The organism is Leisingera sp. ABD4_442, from assembly GCF_056160905.1.
This window is the reverse complement of sequence record NZ_JBSWYB010000006.1, coordinates 37,837-54,490: the sequence shown is the minus strand read 5'-3', so window position 1 is coordinate 54,490 and position 16,654 is coordinate 37,837. Positions and strand designations below refer to the sequence as shown.

Below are 16,654 nucleotides of genomic sequence, written 5' to 3'. Positions count from 1 at the left end.
GGATGGAGACAGAGATGCGTGTTCTCGAAAGACTGAAACCCATAGCCCTGATAGGGCTGATTGCTATCGGCACCGTTGCGCAAACCAACCCGCTGCAGGCGCAATCAACCGAAGTGCTCACTGTTGCAGGTGGCTGCTTCTGGTGCGTAGAGAGCGATTTCGAAAGCGTGCCCGGAGTGATTGAAGCCGTCTCGGGCTATACCGGCGGCAAGCTGGAGAACCCGACCTACAAGGACGTGACCCGCGGTGGAACCGGCCATTATGAGGCGGTGCAGATCACCTTTGACCCGGTGAAGGTATCGAGGGATCGGCTGCTGGAGCTGTTCTTCCGCTCGGTCGATCCCACAGATGCCGGCGGCCAGTTCTGCGACCGGGGTGAAAGTTACCGGACAGCGGTATTTGTCTCTAACCTTACGGAAAAGACCCTTGCAGAACAGGTAAGGGCCGAAGCGCAAGAGGCCCTGGGGCAAGAAATCGTGACGCCAGTCCTGCAGGCGGGAACCTTCTACGAGGCGGAAGACTATCACCAGGATTATTACAAGGGAGAGAGCCTGGTGTTCACCCGCTTTGGCCCAAAACGGCAGGCGGCCGCCTACAAGCGCTACCGCCAGGCCTGCGGCCGCGACGCCCGGGTGGCGCAATTGTGGGGGGATGCCGCCCCCTTTGCCAAAGGGCATTAAGGCAGGGCGCTGCCCCCTTGGCCTGACGGCCAATTCCCCCGGAGTATTTTGAACCAGAAAGAAGCAGGCCGTCCGGTATCAGAACCTGGCGGCCTGGACTTCGTTTAGATGGGGAATGACATCTGCAGTGCCATGGCGCGTTACCATCAGCGCCGCAGCGCGGCTGGCATTTTCCATTGCCTCCGCCATTTCCAGTCCCTGATCCAAACCGGCCAGCACGTAGCCGGTGAACGTGTCGCCGGCACCTGTTGTATCCACCGCGGTGACCGGCTGGGCCGGCACGTCGCGCACAGTGCCAGTCTCTCCATCAACATGCCGGGCGCCCTTGGCGCCGAGCGTGATGATCACGTCCTTGACGCCAATTGCCCCCGGCGCTTTGCCCGTCGCAGCCTGAAGCTGGCGGGCTTCGACCTCATTCAGAATCAGGAAATCGAGATGACGCAGGACCGCCTGCACCGCACCCGCATCAAAGGGTGCAGCTGCGTAGCATACCCGCAATCCAAGCTGCCGGCCCAGTTCCGCAGCCTCCGCCTGCAGGCTGGTTTCATTCTGCATCACCAGGATATCATCTGCCGCGGCTTTGGAGAACGCCTGGATCAGCTGCTCCACCGCAAGTGCCCGGTTGGCTCCGGGAAACAGGATGATCTGGTTTTCGCCGCCCGGCTCCACCGCAATGATCGCATGGCCTGTGGGGGTTTCCGTTTCAGTGACATGCGCCGTGTCTACACCGTAGCCGGCCAGACGCTCCCGGGCCCAGGCGCCGTCCGGACCAACAGCACCGATGTGAAACACGCCACTGCCAGCGCGGGCGGCGGCAACCGACATATTGGCCCCCTTGCCGCCCAGAAACCTGTCCAGGCTGGAGGCGGCAAGAGTTTCTCCCGCCGACGGCAAATGCGGCATGGCATAAACCATATCCGCGTTGATCGAGCCCAGATTCCAGATCGCCATGTCAATTCACCCGATGTTACAGGCCGCCAGCACCGCCATGTTGAGGATGTCATTGGTGGTGGAGGTGGTCGAACAGATCTGGATCGGCTTGTCGATGCCCGACAGGATCGGGCCGATCACCGTGGCACCGCCCATCTCCTGCATCAGCTTGACCGAGATCGAGGCTGAGTGGCGGGCCGGCACGATCAGGATATTGGCCGGGCCGGTCAGGCGCTGGAACGGGTAGTAGCGCTGTGCGCGCTCGTTCAGCGCCACATCGACGGTCATCTCACCTTCGTATTCGAAGTCGACACCGCGCTGATCAAGCACGGTGGGGGCGACATGCATCTTTTCCGCCCGTTCCGACACTGGATAGCCGAATGTGGAGAAGCTGACAAAAGCCACCCGCGGCTCAAGCCCCATGTGCCGGGCCACCCCGGCGGCGCGTTCAGCAATGTTGGCCAGGTGGTTTTCGTCCGGCCATTCATGCACCAGCGTGTCGCCGATCAGCACGATCCGGCCCTTGTGCAAAAGCGCGGTGACGCCGGCAACACCGTGAGCCGCATCAGCATCAAACACATGGTTGATCCGTTCCAGAACATGCGCAGACTTGCGGGTCGCCCCGGTCACTAGCCCGTCGCCATGGCCATGCGCCAGCATCAGGCTCGAGAACACATGGCGGTCACGGCCGACCAGGCGGTGGATGTCTTTGTGGTCAAACCCCTTGCGCTGCAGCCGGCTGTAGAGGAAGTCCTTGTAGGTATCGAAATGCGGTGTGTTGGCCGCGTTCACCACCTCCAGCTCGCGCACCGCGTCGCCCAGGCCGGCTTTCTCCAGCTTGGCGCGCACGTCTTCCTGCCGGCCCACCACCAGCGATTTTCCAAAGCCCGAGCGCTGGTACATCACCGCAGCGCGCAGCGCCCGCGGGTCGTCGCCCTCGGCAAAAATCATCCGGGATTGAGCCGAGCGGGCCCGCGCGTTCAGCCCGCGCAGGATCGAGGCGGTCGGGTCCATCCGGGACTTGAGACCGATCTCATAGGCGTCCATGTCGACGATTGGGCGACGGGCGGCGCCGGTATCCATGCCGGCTTTGGCCACCGCCGGCGGGATCCGGTGGATCAGCCGCGGGTCAAACGGTGTCGGGATGATGTAATCGCGGCCAAAGGACAGCGACTTGCCGTAGGCCAGCGCCACCTCGTCCGGCACGTCCTCACGCGCCAGAGCGGCCAGGGCATGGGCGCAGGCGATCTTCATCTCGTCATTGATGGCGCGGGCGTGAATGTCCAGCGCACCGCGGAACAGGTAAGGAAAGCCCAGCACGTTGTTGACCTGGTTCGGATAGTCCGACCGGCCAGTTGCGACAATAGCATCCACACGCACCTCATGCGCCTCTTCCGGGGTGATTTCCGGATCCGGGTTGGCCATCGCAAAGATCACCGGGTTATCGGCCATCGAGGCGACCATCTCCTGGGTCACCGCCCCCTTGACCGACACGCCGAGGAATACGTCTGCACCGCGCATAGCTTCTTCCAAAGTGCGCAGGTCCGTGCTGATGGCATGGGCCGATTTCCACTGGTTCATGCCCTCGGTGCGGCCCTGGAAGATCACGCCCTTGGTGTCGCAGACGATGCAGTTCTCATGCCGCGCCCCCATCGCCTTCAACAGTTCGATGCATGCGATGCCCGCGGCACCGGCACCGTTTAGGACGATCTTTACGTCTTCGATCTTCTTGCCCGACAGATGCAGCGCGTTGATCAGGCCTGCCGCGCAGATCACCGCGGTGCCGTGCTGATCATCGTGGAAGACTGGAATGTCCATCTCTTCCTTGAGGCGCTGTTCGATGATGAAACACTCAGGCGCCTTGATGTCTTCCAGATTGATGCCGCCAAAGGTCGGGCCCATCAGCTTGACTGCGTCGATGAACTTGTCCGGATCTTCGGTGTCCAGCTCGATGTCGATCGAGTTCACATCGGCAAAGCGTTTGAAAAGAACAGACTTCCCTTCCATCACTGGTTTTGAGCCCAGCGCGCCCAAATTGCCCAGTCCCAGCACCGCGGTGCCGTTGGAAATCACCGCAACCAGGTTGCCCTTGTTGGTGTAGTCATAGGCGGTTTCCGGATTTTCCGCGATCGCTTCGCAAGGCACGGCTACACCCGGGGAATACGCCAGCGACAGATCCCGCTGCGTGGTCATCGGGACAGTGGCGTTGATCTCCCATTTCCCCGGCGTCGGCTGCAGGTGGAACGCCAGGGCTTCTTCGTTGGTGATCTTTGATTTGGGCATTGAAATTCGTGTCCTCTCCTCGTCGCCGACCGTCTTATCCCAGCCCTCCGCAGCCCTCAATCCGGGGTTTCAAGAATCTGTATAGCCAGAATTGAGATAAATGCGGCTAAAAGACGATAATTACCGTCAAGTTTTCGCCCTAAAGTAGACCGTCAAGCGCTGCAATTTCTTAATAGGTTTTAACCTGCACCTGTCTGAAGGTGGCGCTCAGGCCTGTTCTCACAGGCCTGGAAGGCATGTGTCAGAAAGACATTTGTCCGCCCGGAACACGGGCATGGATCAAAGGAAAATGAGGAATGATAAGCTTCCAGAATAATTCCGGTGCGCTTGTTGCCTTGCAAACTTTGGGCAGTGTCAGTTCACAGCTCAGCGAAGTGCAAGACAGTATTTCGACCGGCCAAAACGTCAGTACTGCCCAGGACAACGCGGCTCTTTGGGCAATATCAGAGCTGATGAACTCCGACATCTCGGGATTGCAGTCGGTGTCGGACTCCTTGTCTCTGGGCGAGGCCACGGTTGCGGTTGCATCAGCCGGGGCTGAACAAATCTCCGACACACTCCAGGAAATGCGGTCGCTGGCAGTTATGGCCGCAAGCGGCACCGGCGATTTCAGCAAATTCGAAAACGCCATGGCGCAGAAAGCCGAACAGATCAATTCGATCATTTCTGCTTCGAGTTTCAACGGGGTAAACCTGCTCAAGACCGATGTCGACGGCTCCGGCGGCTCTGGGCTGACAGTGCCCTCAGCGATTTCCAGCGACGGCAGCCTAAGCACCCTCAGCGTTGACGGAGTGGATTTTGAAGGCAGCCCGCTGTTCGATCTCGGCAGCCGCACTGCCATCACCGACAGCGCCAGCGCCCTGACCGCATTGGGAGAAATCGAAGGCTTTCTTGCCTATGCAATCGAAGGCTCTGCAGCCTTGGGGGCAAGTGCCAATCAACTCGCAGGCCAAGGCGACTATGTCAGCAAACAGTCGGATGCGCTTACCCGCGGTGTCAGTTCGATGATCGACACCAATATGGAGGAAGCCGCAACCAAGCTGCTGGCGCTGCAAGCACAGCAACAGCTGAGCACGCTGTCGCTCTCTATTGTCAACACGATGCCTGACACTCTGCGCAACCTCTACTGACAGCAGCCTGCCGCCAGAGGGTCCGGCGGCAGGCATATCCGGGTTTTCCTCGCTCCGCCCCCATTGTAGATGTCTTGCAAAGACGACCCCGGGGGACCTCCAATGACCGTAACGCCCATGATGGCGCAGTATCTCGAGATCAAGGCAGCGCATGCAGACGCGCTGCTTTTTTACCGGATGGGCGATTTCTACGAGATGTTCTTTGAGGACGCGGTCAACGCCGCAGAGGCCCTCGATATCGCGCTGACCAAACGCGGCAAACATAACGGTGAAGACATCCCGATGTGCGGCGTGCCGGTGCATGCCGCCGAGGGCTACCTGCTGACACTGATCCGCAAAGGTTTCCGCGTCGCCGTAGGTGAACAGATGGAAAGCCCCGCCGAGGCCAAGAAACGCGGCTCCAAATCTGTGGTGAAACGCGACGTGGTACGGCTGGTGACTCCCGGCACCCTGACCGAGGATTCCCTGCTGGAGGCGCGCCGCCACAATTTCCTGGTCTCTTACTCTGAACTTCGGGATGAGGCCGCCCTGGCCTGGGCCGACATCTCCACCGGCGCGTTTCACGTGATGCCGGTAGCCCGTGTCCGCCTGTCGCCGGAGCTGGCCCGGCTGGCGCCATCGGAACTGATTGTCGCCGACGGCCCCGCCTATGATGCCGCCCTGCCGCTGGCTGATGAATACAAGATTCCGCTGACCCCATTGGGCAAGGCCAGCTTTGACAGCACCGCAGCAGAGAAACGTATCTGTAGCCTGTTCAACGTCAGCGCCTTGGATGGCTTCGGCACCTTCACCCGCGCAGAGGTCTCGGCGATGGGTGCGCTGATCGACTATCTGGAGATCACCCAGAAGGGCAAGCTGCCGCTATTGCAGCCGCCGCAGCAGGAGGCTCAGGACCGGGTGGTGCAGATTGACGCCGCCACCCGCCGCAATCTGGAATTGACCCGGTCGCTCTCCGGCGGCCGCTCAGGTTCGCTTCTGTCGGTGGTGGACCGCACCGTCACCCCCGGCGGTGCCCGCCTGCTGGAACAACGCATGTCCAGCCCCTCGCGCAATCTGAATGTGATCCAACAACGTCTTGCAGCCTTGGATTTCGCGGTTGATCAGGCACAGACCGCAGAAGATCTGCGTGCTGCGCTACGTAAGACCCCCGACCTCGACCGCGCCCTCTCCCGCCTTGCCTTGGAGCGCGGCGGTCCCCGTGATCTAGCCGCGATCCGGAACGGGCTGTCGCAAGCTGAGGTCATCGCTGAACTCTGCGCCGGCCTGGATCTGCCCGAACTGATCACCCGTGCCATGTCGGACCTGCAAGGGTTTGACGACCTCCTATCCCTGCTCGACGCTGCCCTCATCGCCGAGCCCCCCTTGCTGGCCCGTGACGGCGGCTACATCGCAGCCGGCTATGACCCGGAACTGGACGAAGCCCGCACACTGCGCGACGAGGGCCGCTCGGTCATTGCCTCGATGCAGAAGCAATACGCCGAACACACCGGCGTCGCCTCGCTGAAGATCAAGCATAACAACGTGCTGGGCTATTTCATCGAAACCACCGCAACCCACGCGGACAAGATGATGTCGCCGCCGCTGAACGAAACCTATATCCACCGTCAGACCACCGCCAATCAGGTGCGTTTCACCACGGTGGAGCTGAGCGAGATTGAGACCCGCATTCTGAATGCCGGTAACCTCGCGTTAGAGATTGAAAAGAGGCTCTATGCAAGGCTTTCAGGCGCTATTCTGGACTGTGCAGCGCGCCTTAACACCGCAGCCCGCGGATTGGCAGAGCTGGACCTGCTCACTGGCCTCGCCGATCTTGCACGCGGTGAAAACTGGACCCGTCCTAAGGTCGACAACAGCCGTGCGTTCCACGTGGAAGGCGGCCGCCACCCTGTGGTGGAACAGGCCCTGCGCCAGCAAGGGGGCGAGGCCTTTGTCGCCAACGACTGCTGCCTAACCGCCCAGGACGGCGCCGCGGTCTGGCTGCTGACTGGCCCCAACATGGCCGGCAAATCGACCTTCCTGCGCCAGAACGCGCTGATTGCCCTGCTCGCCCAGATGGGCAGCTATGTCCCGGCCGAAGCCGCCCATATCGGCCTGGTTAGCCAGCTGTTCAGCCGCGTCGGCGCCTCCGACGACCTGGCCCGCGGCCGCTCCACCTTCATGGTCGAAATGGTCGAAACCGCCGCGATCCTGAACCAGGCCGACGACCGCGCCTTGGTGATCCTCGATGAAATCGGCCGCGGCACCGCCACCTACGACGGTCTCTCCATCGCCTGGGCGACGCTGGAACACCTGCACGAAGTGAACCGCTCCCGCGCGCTGTTTGCCACCCATTACCACGAGCTGACCCAGCTCGCCGCCAAACTGGAAGGCGTCGACAACGCCACCGTCGCGGTCAAGGAGTGGGAAGGTGAAGTGATCTTCCTGCACGAGGTCCGCAAGGGTGCCGCCGACCGCTCCTATGGTGTGCAAGTGGCACAGCTGGCCGGCCTCCCCGCTTCTGTAGTGGCGCGTGCCCGCGATGTCCTCGACATGCTGGAACAAGGCAGCCGTGAAGGCGGCACCAAGATCCAGATCGACGACCTGCCCCTGTTTGCAGCGGCCCCGCCGCCACAGCCCAAGGCCCCGGCCGGCCCTTCGCCGGCGGAAGAGCTCCTGGCCGGCATCCACCCGGATGACCTGTCGCCGCGTGAAGCGCTGGAAATGCTCTACAAGCTGAAAGAAGCCGCAGGCTAAACAAAAGCGGCCCCAATCGGGACCGCTCTTTCATCTTGCCAAAAAAACTCCCGCCGGAGGCAGCGCCCGTAAGGGCGCTCCTGTTACGCAGGTGTCGATGACACGCCAACCTGCGCCGCGCGCAGCAGCCGGTCGTGCAGCATGAACCCTTCTGCTGACACCTGGATGATGTCGCCTGCCTTGGTGCCCGGCACCGGCGCCTCGAACATCGCCTCATGCACTTTCGGGTCGAACTTGTCGCCAACCTCGGGCGAGACGATCCGGATGCCGTGCTTCTCGAACACACCCAGCAGCGAACGCATGGTCAGCTCGACGCCTTCGATCAGCGCCGCGGAAACTTCGCGCTGCTCGTCAGTGGCCGCTTCAATCGCGCGCTTCATGTTGTCGTAGACCGGCAACATGTCACGGGCCAGTTTCGAGCCGCCGTAATTCTCTGCCTCGCGGCGCGCCTTGTCGCCGCGCTTGCGGGCGTTTTCGGCATCCGCCAGCGCCCGCATAAAGCGGTCCTTCAGCTCATCCCGTTCCGCACGAAGCGCATCAATTTCCAGCGAGGCATCATCAAATTCCTCGGTCTGCGCTGCCAGCTCTTCAGCCTCGGCGGCGGCGATGTCATCCAGAAAGTCTTCGTCCTTGAGCTCTGCCATGTTTCACCTCTAACTCCGGTCCGACAACAGCTTGCCGACCAGTTGTGCCGTATAGTCCACAATCGGCACGATCCGTCCGTAATTCAGGCGCGTCGGGCCAATCACCCCCACCGCACCAATGATCTTTCGATCCGCGTTCATATAGGGAGACACCACCAAAGAGGAACCCGAAAGTGAGAAAAGTTTGTTCTCCGAACCGATAAAAATGCGCACGCCCTCGCCGTCCTCGGTCAGTTCCAGGAATTCGGCGATATCGCGCTTGCGCTCCAGGTCGTCAAACAGGGTCCGGATCCGCTCTAGCTCCTCGGCTGCGCCGGTTTCTGCCAGCAGATTCGCCCGGCCCCGAACAATCAACCGCGCCTGCTCGCTGCCGTCATCTTCCCAGACTGCCAGACCGCTTTCAATCATTGCGTGTGCAAGACTGTCAATTTCCTGGCGCCGCGCGGTAATTACCGTCTGCATTTGCCGCTGCACTTCGCTCAGAGTCCGCCCCTCGATCAGCGCGTTCAGGAAATTTGCCGCCTCCCGCATCGAGCTTGGCGTTTGTCCGGGCGGCGGCGTGAACAGCCGGTTCTCCACATGCCCGTCAGAAAACACCAGCACCACCAGCGCCCGGTCATGCGCCAGCGAGACAAATTCGATATGGCGGATCTCCGCCTCATGCTTAGGCGTCAGAACCAGCGACGCCCCCTGCGTGACACCCGACAAAGCCGCGCCGACCCGGTCCAGCATACCGCCCACATCGCCGGCATTCTTCCCGAGGGTCGCGTCGATCTTCTCGCGGTCGTTGGCCTTCAGGTCTTCGACCTCCAGCAGCCCATCCACGAACATCCTGAGCCCCAGCTGCGTCGGCACCCGGCCGGCACTGATATGAGGGCTGTCCAGCAGGCCCAGATACTCTAGGTCCTGCATCACATTGCGTACTGTCGCCGCGCTGACCTTCTCGCTTAGGCTGCGGGTCAGGGTACGGCTGCCAACCGGGTCGCCGCTCTCCAGATAGCTTTCCACCACCGTCCGGAACACCTCCCGCGAGCGGTCGTTCAGATCCTGCAGAATGTTTTGCGGGTCACTCATCGGCCTTCCAGCATTTATTGCGGTTTCAACATAAGAAGCCGCAGCCAAGATGTCATTAAAGAGCAGCAAGCCAAAAGGTCAATCGGGCTTGCATCGCCTTGTCCCGCAGGGCTATCCCAAAGCCAACAGCAAAAGGATACACCATGCGACCCTCTGGACGAGAATTGAATGAAATGCGCGCCGTCTCAATCGAGACCGGTTTCACCAAACACGCCGAGGGCTCCTGCCTGATCAAGATGGGTGACACCCACGTGCTGTGTACCGCCACCATCGAAGACCGCGTGCCGCCGTTCATAAAGGGCACCGGCCTTGGCTGGGTCACCGCCGAATACGGCATGCTGCCGCGTGCCACCAACACCCGTATGCGCCGCGAGGCATCCTCCGGGAAACAGGGCGGCCGCACAGTGGAAATCCAGCGCCTGATCGGCCGCGCCCTGCGGGCCGGTGTAGACCGCGTTGCCCTGGGTGAACGCCAGATAACCGTCGACTGCGACGTGCTGCAGGCAGACGGCGGCACCCGCTGCGCCTCGATCACCGGCGGCTGGGTTGCGCTGCGACTGGCGGTGAACAAGCTGATGAAGGCCGGCGACGTGCAAATCGACCCGCTGCTTGATCCGGTTGCCGCCGTGTCCTGCGGCATCTATGCCGGCCAGCCGGTGCTGGACCTCGACTACCCCGAAGATTCCGAGGCCGGCGTGGACGGCAACTTCATCATGACCGGTTCCGGCAAGCTGATCGAAGTACAGATGTCGGCCGAAGGCTCTGTCTTCTCCCGCGACCAGATGAACCAGCTGATGGACCTGGCCGCCCGAGGCACATCTGAACTGGCTGAACTGCAGAAGGCCGCCTGCAAATGACCCGCAAACTGGAAGGCGGCAAGCTGCTTGTCGCCACCCACAACAAGGGCAAGCTGAACGAGATCACCGAGATCCTCGCCCCCTTCGGCGTCAGCGTGGTCGGCGCCGGCGAGATGGATCTGCCAGAACCGGAGGAGACCGAAGATACCTTTGTCGGCAATGCCCGGATCAAGGCGCATGCTGCCGCCAAGGCCACCGGCCTCCCTGCCCTGTCAGATGACTCCGGCATCACCATCGACGCGCTGAATGGCGCGCCCGGTGTCTATACCGCCGATTGGGCTGAAACCCCCAGCGGCCGCGATTTCAAGATGGCGATGACCCGAGCCAATGACGAGCTGAACGCCGTCGGCGCTGACGCTCCCCGCAGCGCCCAGTTCCGCTGCACCCTGGTCATTGCCTGGCCCGACGGCCACGACGAAGTCTTCGAAGGTGTGATGCCCGGGCATCTGGTCTGGCCGATTCGCGGCGAACACGGCTTTGGATACGACCCGATGTTCCAGCCCGACGGCTACAGCATCACCTGCGCCGAGATGGAACCGGCGGAGAAGAACAAGATCAGCCACCGCGGCAAGGCGGTGGCCCAGTTCGTCCAGGGCTGTTTCGGTGGATGACTGGCGAAATGGGGGCTTTGGCCTTTATGTGCATTGGCCCTTCTGCCAGGCCAAATGCCCCTATTGCGACTTCAACAGCCATGTCTCTGCAAAAATAGACCAGAACCTATGGGTTAGGGCCTATTTGGCCGAGCTGGACAGACTCTCGGAACAGCTTTCCGGGCGGGTTTTGAACTCCATTTTCTTCGGCGGTGGCACCCCTTCCCTGATGCTGCCTGAAACAGTGTCTGCCGTCATCGAACGGGCACGTGAAATCTGGCCCTTTGCCAATGACATAGAGATTTCTCTTGAAGCAAACCCTGGCTCTGTCGAGGCCGGGCGCTTTGCCGGCTACCGTGGCGCTGGCGTCAACAGGGTCTCCATGGGCATTCAGGCTCTGAACGACGAGGATCTGCGCAGGCTGGGACGCATCCACAGCGTGTCCGAAGCCAAGGCTGCCTTTGACATCGCCCGAAAGTGTTTCGACCGGGTGAGCTTTGACCTGATCTACGCACGCCAGGGCCAAACCCTGGAGGCCTGGCAGGCCGAGTTGCGCGAAGCGTTGTCGATGGCTATTGACCATCTATCACTCTACCAGCTTACCATCGAAGACGGCACCGCATTCGGAGACCGCTACGCCCGCGGCAAACTGCGCAACCTGCCCACCGATGACACCGCTGCCGACATGTACCTGGCCACTCAGGACATCTGCGCAGACTTCGGCGTGGCCAGCTATGAGATCTCCAACCATGCCAAGCCCGGCTCGGAATCCCGCCACAACCTGATCTATTGGCGTTATGGCGACTATGCCGGGATCGGCCCAGGCGCCCATGGCCGCCTCACCCTGAACGGCAAGCGCTACGCGACCGAGACCCACCTCGCCCCTGGGGCTTGGCTGCAAGCCGTCGGCAAGGGCAACGGCGAATCTCTGCGCGAAGCTCTCAGTGCAGAAGATGCTGCGGCAGAATACCTGATGATGGGGATGCGCCTGTCGGAAGGTCTGGATGTGGTACGCTATTCCCAGCTCTCTGGCCGGAACCTCTCTGAAAGCCGGCTTGATAACCTTGTACAACTCGGCATGGTCACTATCTCGGAGAAAAGGCTACGCGCAACCGATCATGGCCGCGCGGTATTGAATGCGGTTCTCCGCGATCTATTGATGGATTGAAGCAATGCGTTTTCTATATGCCGGCCTGGGACTGTTCTTTGTTGCCTTGGCCGTCATCGGCATTGTCCTTCCCCTTCTTCCGACTGTTCCATTCCTGCTGCTTGCAGCCTTCTGTTTCGCCAATTCCTCAGACCGGCTGCACGATTGGATCCTAGCCCACAATGTTTTCGGCCCAATGATCACCGATTGGCGCAACAGCGGTGCAATCCGGCCGGTCGCAAAAAAGGCGGCAACCGCTTCGATTGCCGCCGTCTTTGGACTATCTCTGCTGCTTTCTGTCCCAAGCTATGTGCTGGGCATTCAAGTGCTGGTGCTTTCAGCCGTTCTGGTCTTTATCTGGACCCGGCCTAACGGCTGAGCAGATTACACAGCTCATCAAGCTGATCCAAATCCGCATAGCTTATCGTTACCGATCCACTCTCTCCGCCCGGCTTATGGTCAATCGACACCTTCATTTTCAGCATTGCCGACAGATCGCCTTCCAAAGCGCGTGTATCCGCGTCCTTTTCGGCTGACTGCTTCGGCTTCTTGGCGGCAGTTGTCTGGAAACCTGCGGCATCCTTCTTTACCAACGCCTCCGTCGCCCGCACGGACAGCCCGCTCTTCACGATTCTCTTGGCCAGGTCAGACGCATTGTCGGAAGTGATCAGCGCACGCGCGTGACCTGCAGAAAGTTTTCGTTCCTGAACCAGGATCTGTACATCATCCGGCAGATGCAGCAGGCGCACCAGATTCGCAATGTGGCTGCGGCTTTTTCCAAGCGCCTCGGCCATCTTCTCCTGAGTATGGCCGAACTTCTCCATTAGCTGCTTGTAACTCTGCGCCTCTTCCATCGCATTGAGGTCAGAGCGCTGGATGTTTTCGATGATAGCCACTTCCATCATCTCAAGGTCTGAATAGTCCCGGATCAGCACCGGCACTTCATGCAGCTGGGCCGCCTGAGACGCCCGCCAGCGCCGTTCGCCGGCAACAATCTCATATTGTCCGCCAGGTCGCGGGCGTACGATCAGCGGCTGCAGGACCCCCTTTTCCTTAATGGAGGCGGTCAGGTCATCCAGGTCCTCTTGCAGAAACTGCCGGCGCGGCTGATTTGGATTGGCAATAATATTCTCAATCGGAACCAGTACTTCCGCATTCCGTGGTGCTTCAGTCTGCGTGCTCACCGGCGCGGGGTTCACATCTGCCATCAACGCTGACAATCCCCGGCCCAGCCCTCGTGGTTTTGTCTTTTTGTCTGCCATGGTTGCCTCCGGTCTGTATTCTGCATTTACGCCGCTATCTTCTGATGTTTATTCAGGATTTCTTCTGCCAGTGCGCGATAGGCCTGTGCGCCTTGGGAGTTGGTGTCATAGTTCAACACCGGCAAAGCATAGGAAGGTGCTTCGCTAACACGCACATTGCGCGGGATCTTAGTTTGAAACACGAGGTCGCCGAGATTATCCCGTGCGTCTTGCTCAACCTGCAGCGACAGGTTGTTGCGCCGGTCGAACATGGTCAGAACGATACCTTCGATTCGCAGTCCTGGATTAGCCGACTGGCGCACCTCGCGAATCGTCAGCATCAGCTGAGTTACACCTTCCAATGCGAAAAATTCGCTCTGAAGCGGCACCAGAACAGAATGCGCTGCCACCATAGCATTGACCGTCAGAAGATTCAGAGACGGCGGGCAGTCTATCAGGACGTAATCCCAATCATACTCATCCATCGCCGTCTGCCGAAGCGCGTCATGCAGCAGGTAGCTTCGCTTTTCATTGGTGAAAAGTTCAATATCCGCAGAACTCAGATCAACAGTTGCGGGAATGATGCAAAGATCTTCAATCTCCGTTGTCCGGATGACATCCGCAAGGGAAGCATCCTCCACCAGAAGATCATATGTTGTAAGATCCCGGTCAGAGGGCTCTATCCCAAGGCCGGTTGAGGCATTTCCCTGCGGATCCAGATCAACCACCAATACACGCAGCCCACCTTCGACCAGGGCCGCAGCAAGGTTGATCGCTGTTGTTGTTTTCCCTACCCCGCCTTTCTGATTTGCGACCGCGATGATACGTGGCCCCTCCGGGCGGGAAAAATCAGGCACGTTCAACTCCCCAGACTTTCAGGATTACTGCTTCAGGCTCAGTCAGACTTTTAATGGGTTCTGCTTTGAACCGCCATCGCTGCTGCGCGTTATCCACTTCTTTTTTCCAACTCTGGCCTTTCGGGAACAGCGCAATGCCATCCCCGGCAAGATGACGCTCAGAAAACTCCAGAAGATCGGAAAGATCAGCCAGCGCCCGGGCGGACAAGACGTCAGCCTTCTGGGCCTCAACTCGTTCGATACGCTCTGATATTACCCGAACAGCCGCACCGCATTCTCGCGCTGCACTTCTAAGAAAAGCAGCTTTTCTCTGATCACTTTCGATAAGCGTCACTTGCATATCCGGCGCTTCCTCAGCAGCCATTAAGGCAATAATCAAACCTGGAAATCCGCCCCCACTGCCGATGTCTACCCAGTGGCCTGGTGCGGAGACACACCGGAAAATTTGCACCGAGTCTGCAATATGCCGTGTCCAGATGTGTTCGAGGCTAGACTTGGAAACAAGGTTGATCCTCGGATTCCATTTCCTGACCACCACCTCGAAAAGCTCCAAACGACGCATTGTTTCACGTGAAACACTGAGCGCGCGCCACAAGTCTTCTGTGCTCATGCAGACTTCTCCTGCCTGCCCCGCACCTTTCGCAGGCGAGCCAAAATCAACGCCAGGGCTGCCGGAGTTATGCCATCAACGCGTGCAGCTTGGGCAAGAGTTTCAGGGCGGGCCTTTTTTAACTTCTGCTGAATTTCATTCGACAGTCCTTCAACCCCCTCATAAATGAAATCAGCAGGAATACTGTAGCTTTCATCCCGCTTCAGAGCGGAAACCTCCCGCTCCTGGCGTAAGATGTAGTTTGCGTAAAGAGCATCCCGCTCCAGCTGCCTGGAAATTTCCGGCTCAACAGAGCTAAGCTCAGGCAGAAGTGCCTTCAAGTCATCGAAAGACACATCCGGAAACGCCAGTACGTCCAGCCCAGTTCTCCGGTTTCCGTCTTGATTAATCCTGATGCCGGCCTCAGAAACCTGTTTCGGAGTGAAGGTTTGCGCCTCCAGTATCTGCCGCGCGGACTGCAAGCGTTCGGTCTTTTCCGAAAACATGCGAATACGATCCTTACCAGTACAACCAAGTTCGATCGCCATGGGTGTAAGCCTTTGATCCGCATTATCGGCCCGCAGGGATAGTCGGAATTCTGCTCGCGACGTGAACATCCGGTAAGGCTCTATAACCCCGTTTGTGGTGAGATCATCAATCATCACCCCAATGTAACTATTGGCCCGGCTAAAGGTCACGGCCTCCTTCCCCTTGGCACGCTGGGCTGCATTCAAACCCGCTACAAGCCCCTGGGCGGCGGCCTCTTCATAACCGGTAGTCCCGTTGATCTGACCTGCCAAATACAAGCCGGGTACGTCCTTCAGCGCCAAATCTAGTGAGAGCGCGCGGGGATCAACATAGTCATATTCGATGGCGTATCCAGGCTGCAGAATGACTGCGTGCTCCAGCCCCCGGATAGAACGCACATAGGATTCTTGAATATCCTCTGGCAAACTTGTTGAAATTCCGTTCGGGTAGACAGTGTGGTCGGATACGCCCTCAGGCTCAAGGAAGATCTGGTGAGACTCTTTGTCAGAAAACCGGACGATCTTATCCTCAATCGAAGGGCAATACCGGGGGCCAACCCCCTCAATGTGACCGCCATACATCGCAGACCGGCTGAGGTTGTTGCGGATGATTTCGTGGGTTTCCGGGTTTGTGTGCGTAATCCCGCAGGATACCTGTTTAGCCTGAAGTGACTTGGTCAAGAACGAAAAGAACACAGGATTATCGTCGCCAGGCTGTGCGTCAAGCGAAGCCCAATCAATCGTACGCCCGTCCAATCTCGGAGGGGTCCCGGTTTTCAGCCGGCCCAGTGGCAGATCGAAGCTGTCCAACCTTTCAGCCAGCCTAACGGACGGCTTATCCCCCATCCGCCCGCCAGGTTTAGATACGTCGCCGATGTGAATGACACCGCGGAGGAATGTTCCAGACGTCAAGATCACAGATTTTGCGGGGATCTCACTGCCATCTGCAAGAATGACGCCGGCGACTTCCCCGCTTGCCATGAGAAAGTCAGTAACCTCACCTTCAACTATATCCAGGTTTCGCTGTGCTTCCGTCAACCGGAGCATTTCCTGCCGGTAAATTATCCTGTCAGACTGAGCTCGCGGCCCCTGAACCGCTGGCCCTTTTCTTCGGTTCAAAAGGCGGAACTGTATACCGGCCCGATCTGCAACGCGCCCCATAACGCCATCCATGGCGTCAATTTCCCGGACAAGATGCCCTTTCCCCAAGCCTCCAATGGCTGGGTTGCAGGACATAACACCAATGCCACTACGATCCAGTGTTATCAAAGCGGTCGAAGCACCCATCCGTGCCGAGGCATGGGCAGCCTCTGTGCCGGCGTGACCGCCGCCGACCACGATCACATCATACGATGAATGTTTCACGTGAAAC

Annotated in this window: 15 protein-coding genes; 7 read left to right on the top strand and 8 right to left on the bottom strand. The window is 59.5% G+C overall.

The genetic code is table 11. The annotated features are described in order from the left end of the window. Positions 1 to 14 precede the first annotated feature (14 nt). Positions 15 to 680, top strand: a complete 666-nt coding sequence (msrA, locus tag ACXAHG_RS07045) for a peptide-methionine (S)-S-oxide reductase MsrA (RefSeq protein WP_475040136.1) — start codon at positions 15 to 17, stop codon at positions 678 to 680. A 78-nt stretch (positions 681 to 758) separates the two neighbouring features. Here the strand turns inward: msrA and ACXAHG_RS07040 are convergent, their stop codons facing one another. Then, positions 759 to 1,631 (bottom strand): ribokinase, encoded by an 873-nt coding sequence (locus ACXAHG_RS07040; protein WP_475056557.1) that lies wholly within the window; start codon positions 1,629 to 1,631, stop codon positions 759 to 761. Positions 1,632 to 1,637: 6 nt separating this feature from the next. Next, positions 1,638 to 3,893 carry an NADP-dependent malic enzyme gene (locus tag ACXAHG_RS07035; protein WP_475040134.1) on the bottom strand — a complete coding sequence of 752 codons (2,256 nt, stop codon included), beginning with the start codon at positions 3,891 to 3,893 and terminating at the stop codon, positions 1,638 to 1,640. A 296-nt stretch (positions 3,894 to 4,189) separates the two neighbouring features. Between ACXAHG_RS07035 and ACXAHG_RS07030 the strand changes: the two genes are divergently transcribed. Continuing rightward, complete coding sequence (locus ACXAHG_RS07030; protein ID WP_475056555.1) at positions 4,190 to 5,023, top strand: flagellin; 834 nt, start codon at positions 4,190 to 4,192, stop codon at positions 5,021 to 5,023. A 102-nt stretch (positions 5,024 to 5,125) separates the two neighbouring features. Beyond that, positions 5,126 to 7,756 (top strand): DNA mismatch repair protein MutS, encoded by a 2,631-nt coding sequence (gene mutS, locus ACXAHG_RS07025; RefSeq protein ID WP_475040132.1) that lies wholly within the window; start codon positions 5,126 to 5,128, stop codon positions 7,754 to 7,756. Between the two features lie 83 nt (positions 7,757 to 7,839). Here mutS and ACXAHG_RS07020 read toward each other — a convergent pair whose 3' ends face one another. Together ACXAHG_RS07020 and hrcA are read right to left on the bottom strand one after the other, a co-directional pair. Further along, positions 7,840 to 8,400, bottom strand: coding sequence for a nucleotide exchange factor GrpE (locus ACXAHG_RS07020; protein WP_039126498.1), 561 nt, complete (start codon positions 8,398 to 8,400; stop codon positions 7,840 to 7,842). A gap of 9 nt (positions 8,401 to 8,409) precedes the next feature. Then, the gene (gene hrcA / locus ACXAHG_RS07015) at positions 8,410 to 9,474 is read right to left on the bottom strand and encodes a heat-inducible transcriptional repressor HrcA (protein ID WP_475056554.1); all 1,065 of its coding nucleotides are present in this window, start codon (positions 9,472 to 9,474) and stop codon (positions 8,410 to 8,412) included. Positions 9,475 to 9,617: 143 nt separating this feature from the next. Between hrcA and rph the strand changes: the two genes are divergently transcribed. From rph to ACXAHG_RS06995, 4 genes are read left to right on the top strand one after another with little or no spacing between them, the layout of a single operon-like run. Continuing rightward, positions 9,618 to 10,331: a ribonuclease PH gene (rph, locus tag ACXAHG_RS07010; protein WP_475056553.1), complete on the top strand. Its 714-nt coding sequence runs from the start codon at positions 9,618 to 9,620 to the stop codon at positions 10,329 to 10,331. Then, positions 10,328 to 10,942, top strand: coding sequence for an RdgB/HAM1 family non-canonical purine NTP pyrophosphatase (rdgB, locus tag ACXAHG_RS07005; protein ID WP_475056552.1), 615 nt, complete (start codon positions 10,328 to 10,330; stop codon positions 10,940 to 10,942). The genes rph and rdgB overlap by 4 nt, the downstream gene beginning before the upstream one ends. Beyond that, on the top strand, positions 10,935 to 12,089 hold the full coding sequence (hemW, locus tag ACXAHG_RS07000) for a radical SAM family heme chaperone HemW (RefSeq protein WP_475056550.1): 1,155 nt from the start codon (positions 10,935 to 10,937) through the stop codon (positions 12,087 to 12,089). The genes rdgB and hemW overlap by 8 nt, the downstream gene beginning before the upstream one ends. Positions 12,090 to 12,093: 4 nt before the next feature. Continuing rightward, positions 12,094 to 12,447, top strand: a complete 354-nt coding sequence (locus ACXAHG_RS06995) for a YbaN family protein (RefSeq protein ID WP_475040127.1) — start codon at positions 12,094 to 12,096, stop codon at positions 12,445 to 12,447. On the opposite strand, the gene ACXAHG_RS06990 is transcribed toward ACXAHG_RS06995, so the two are convergent. Genes ACXAHG_RS06990 through mnmG form a run of 4 tightly spaced genes read right to left on the bottom strand, consistent with a single transcriptional unit; the run spans position 12,437 to position 16,647 of the window. After that, positions 12,437 to 13,330: a ParB/RepB/Spo0J family partition protein gene (locus ACXAHG_RS06990; RefSeq protein WP_475056549.1), complete on the bottom strand. Its 894-nt coding sequence runs from the start codon at positions 13,328 to 13,330 to the stop codon at positions 12,437 to 12,439. The genes ACXAHG_RS06995 and ACXAHG_RS06990 overlap by 11 nt on opposite strands. Before the next feature lie 26 nt (positions 13,331 to 13,356). Further along, a complete protein-coding gene (locus ACXAHG_RS06985; protein WP_475040125.1) occupies positions 13,357 to 14,166 on the bottom strand; it encodes a ParA family protein in 810 nt (269 codons plus the stop codon). Further along, positions 14,159 to 14,776, bottom strand: a complete 618-nt coding sequence (gene rsmG, locus ACXAHG_RS06980) for a 16S rRNA (guanine(527)-N(7))-methyltransferase RsmG (protein ID WP_475056548.1) — start codon at positions 14,774 to 14,776, stop codon at positions 14,159 to 14,161. The genes ACXAHG_RS06985 and rsmG overlap by 8 nt, the downstream gene beginning before the upstream one ends. Continuing rightward, positions 14,773 to 16,647: a tRNA uridine-5-carboxymethylaminomethyl(34) synthesis enzyme MnmG gene (gene mnmG / locus ACXAHG_RS06975; RefSeq protein WP_475056546.1), complete on the bottom strand. Its 1,875-nt coding sequence runs from the start codon at positions 16,645 to 16,647 to the stop codon at positions 14,773 to 14,775. Before mnmG ends, rsmG begins: the two co-directional genes overlap by 4 nt. Positions 16,648 to 16,654: the final 7 nt, after the last annotated feature.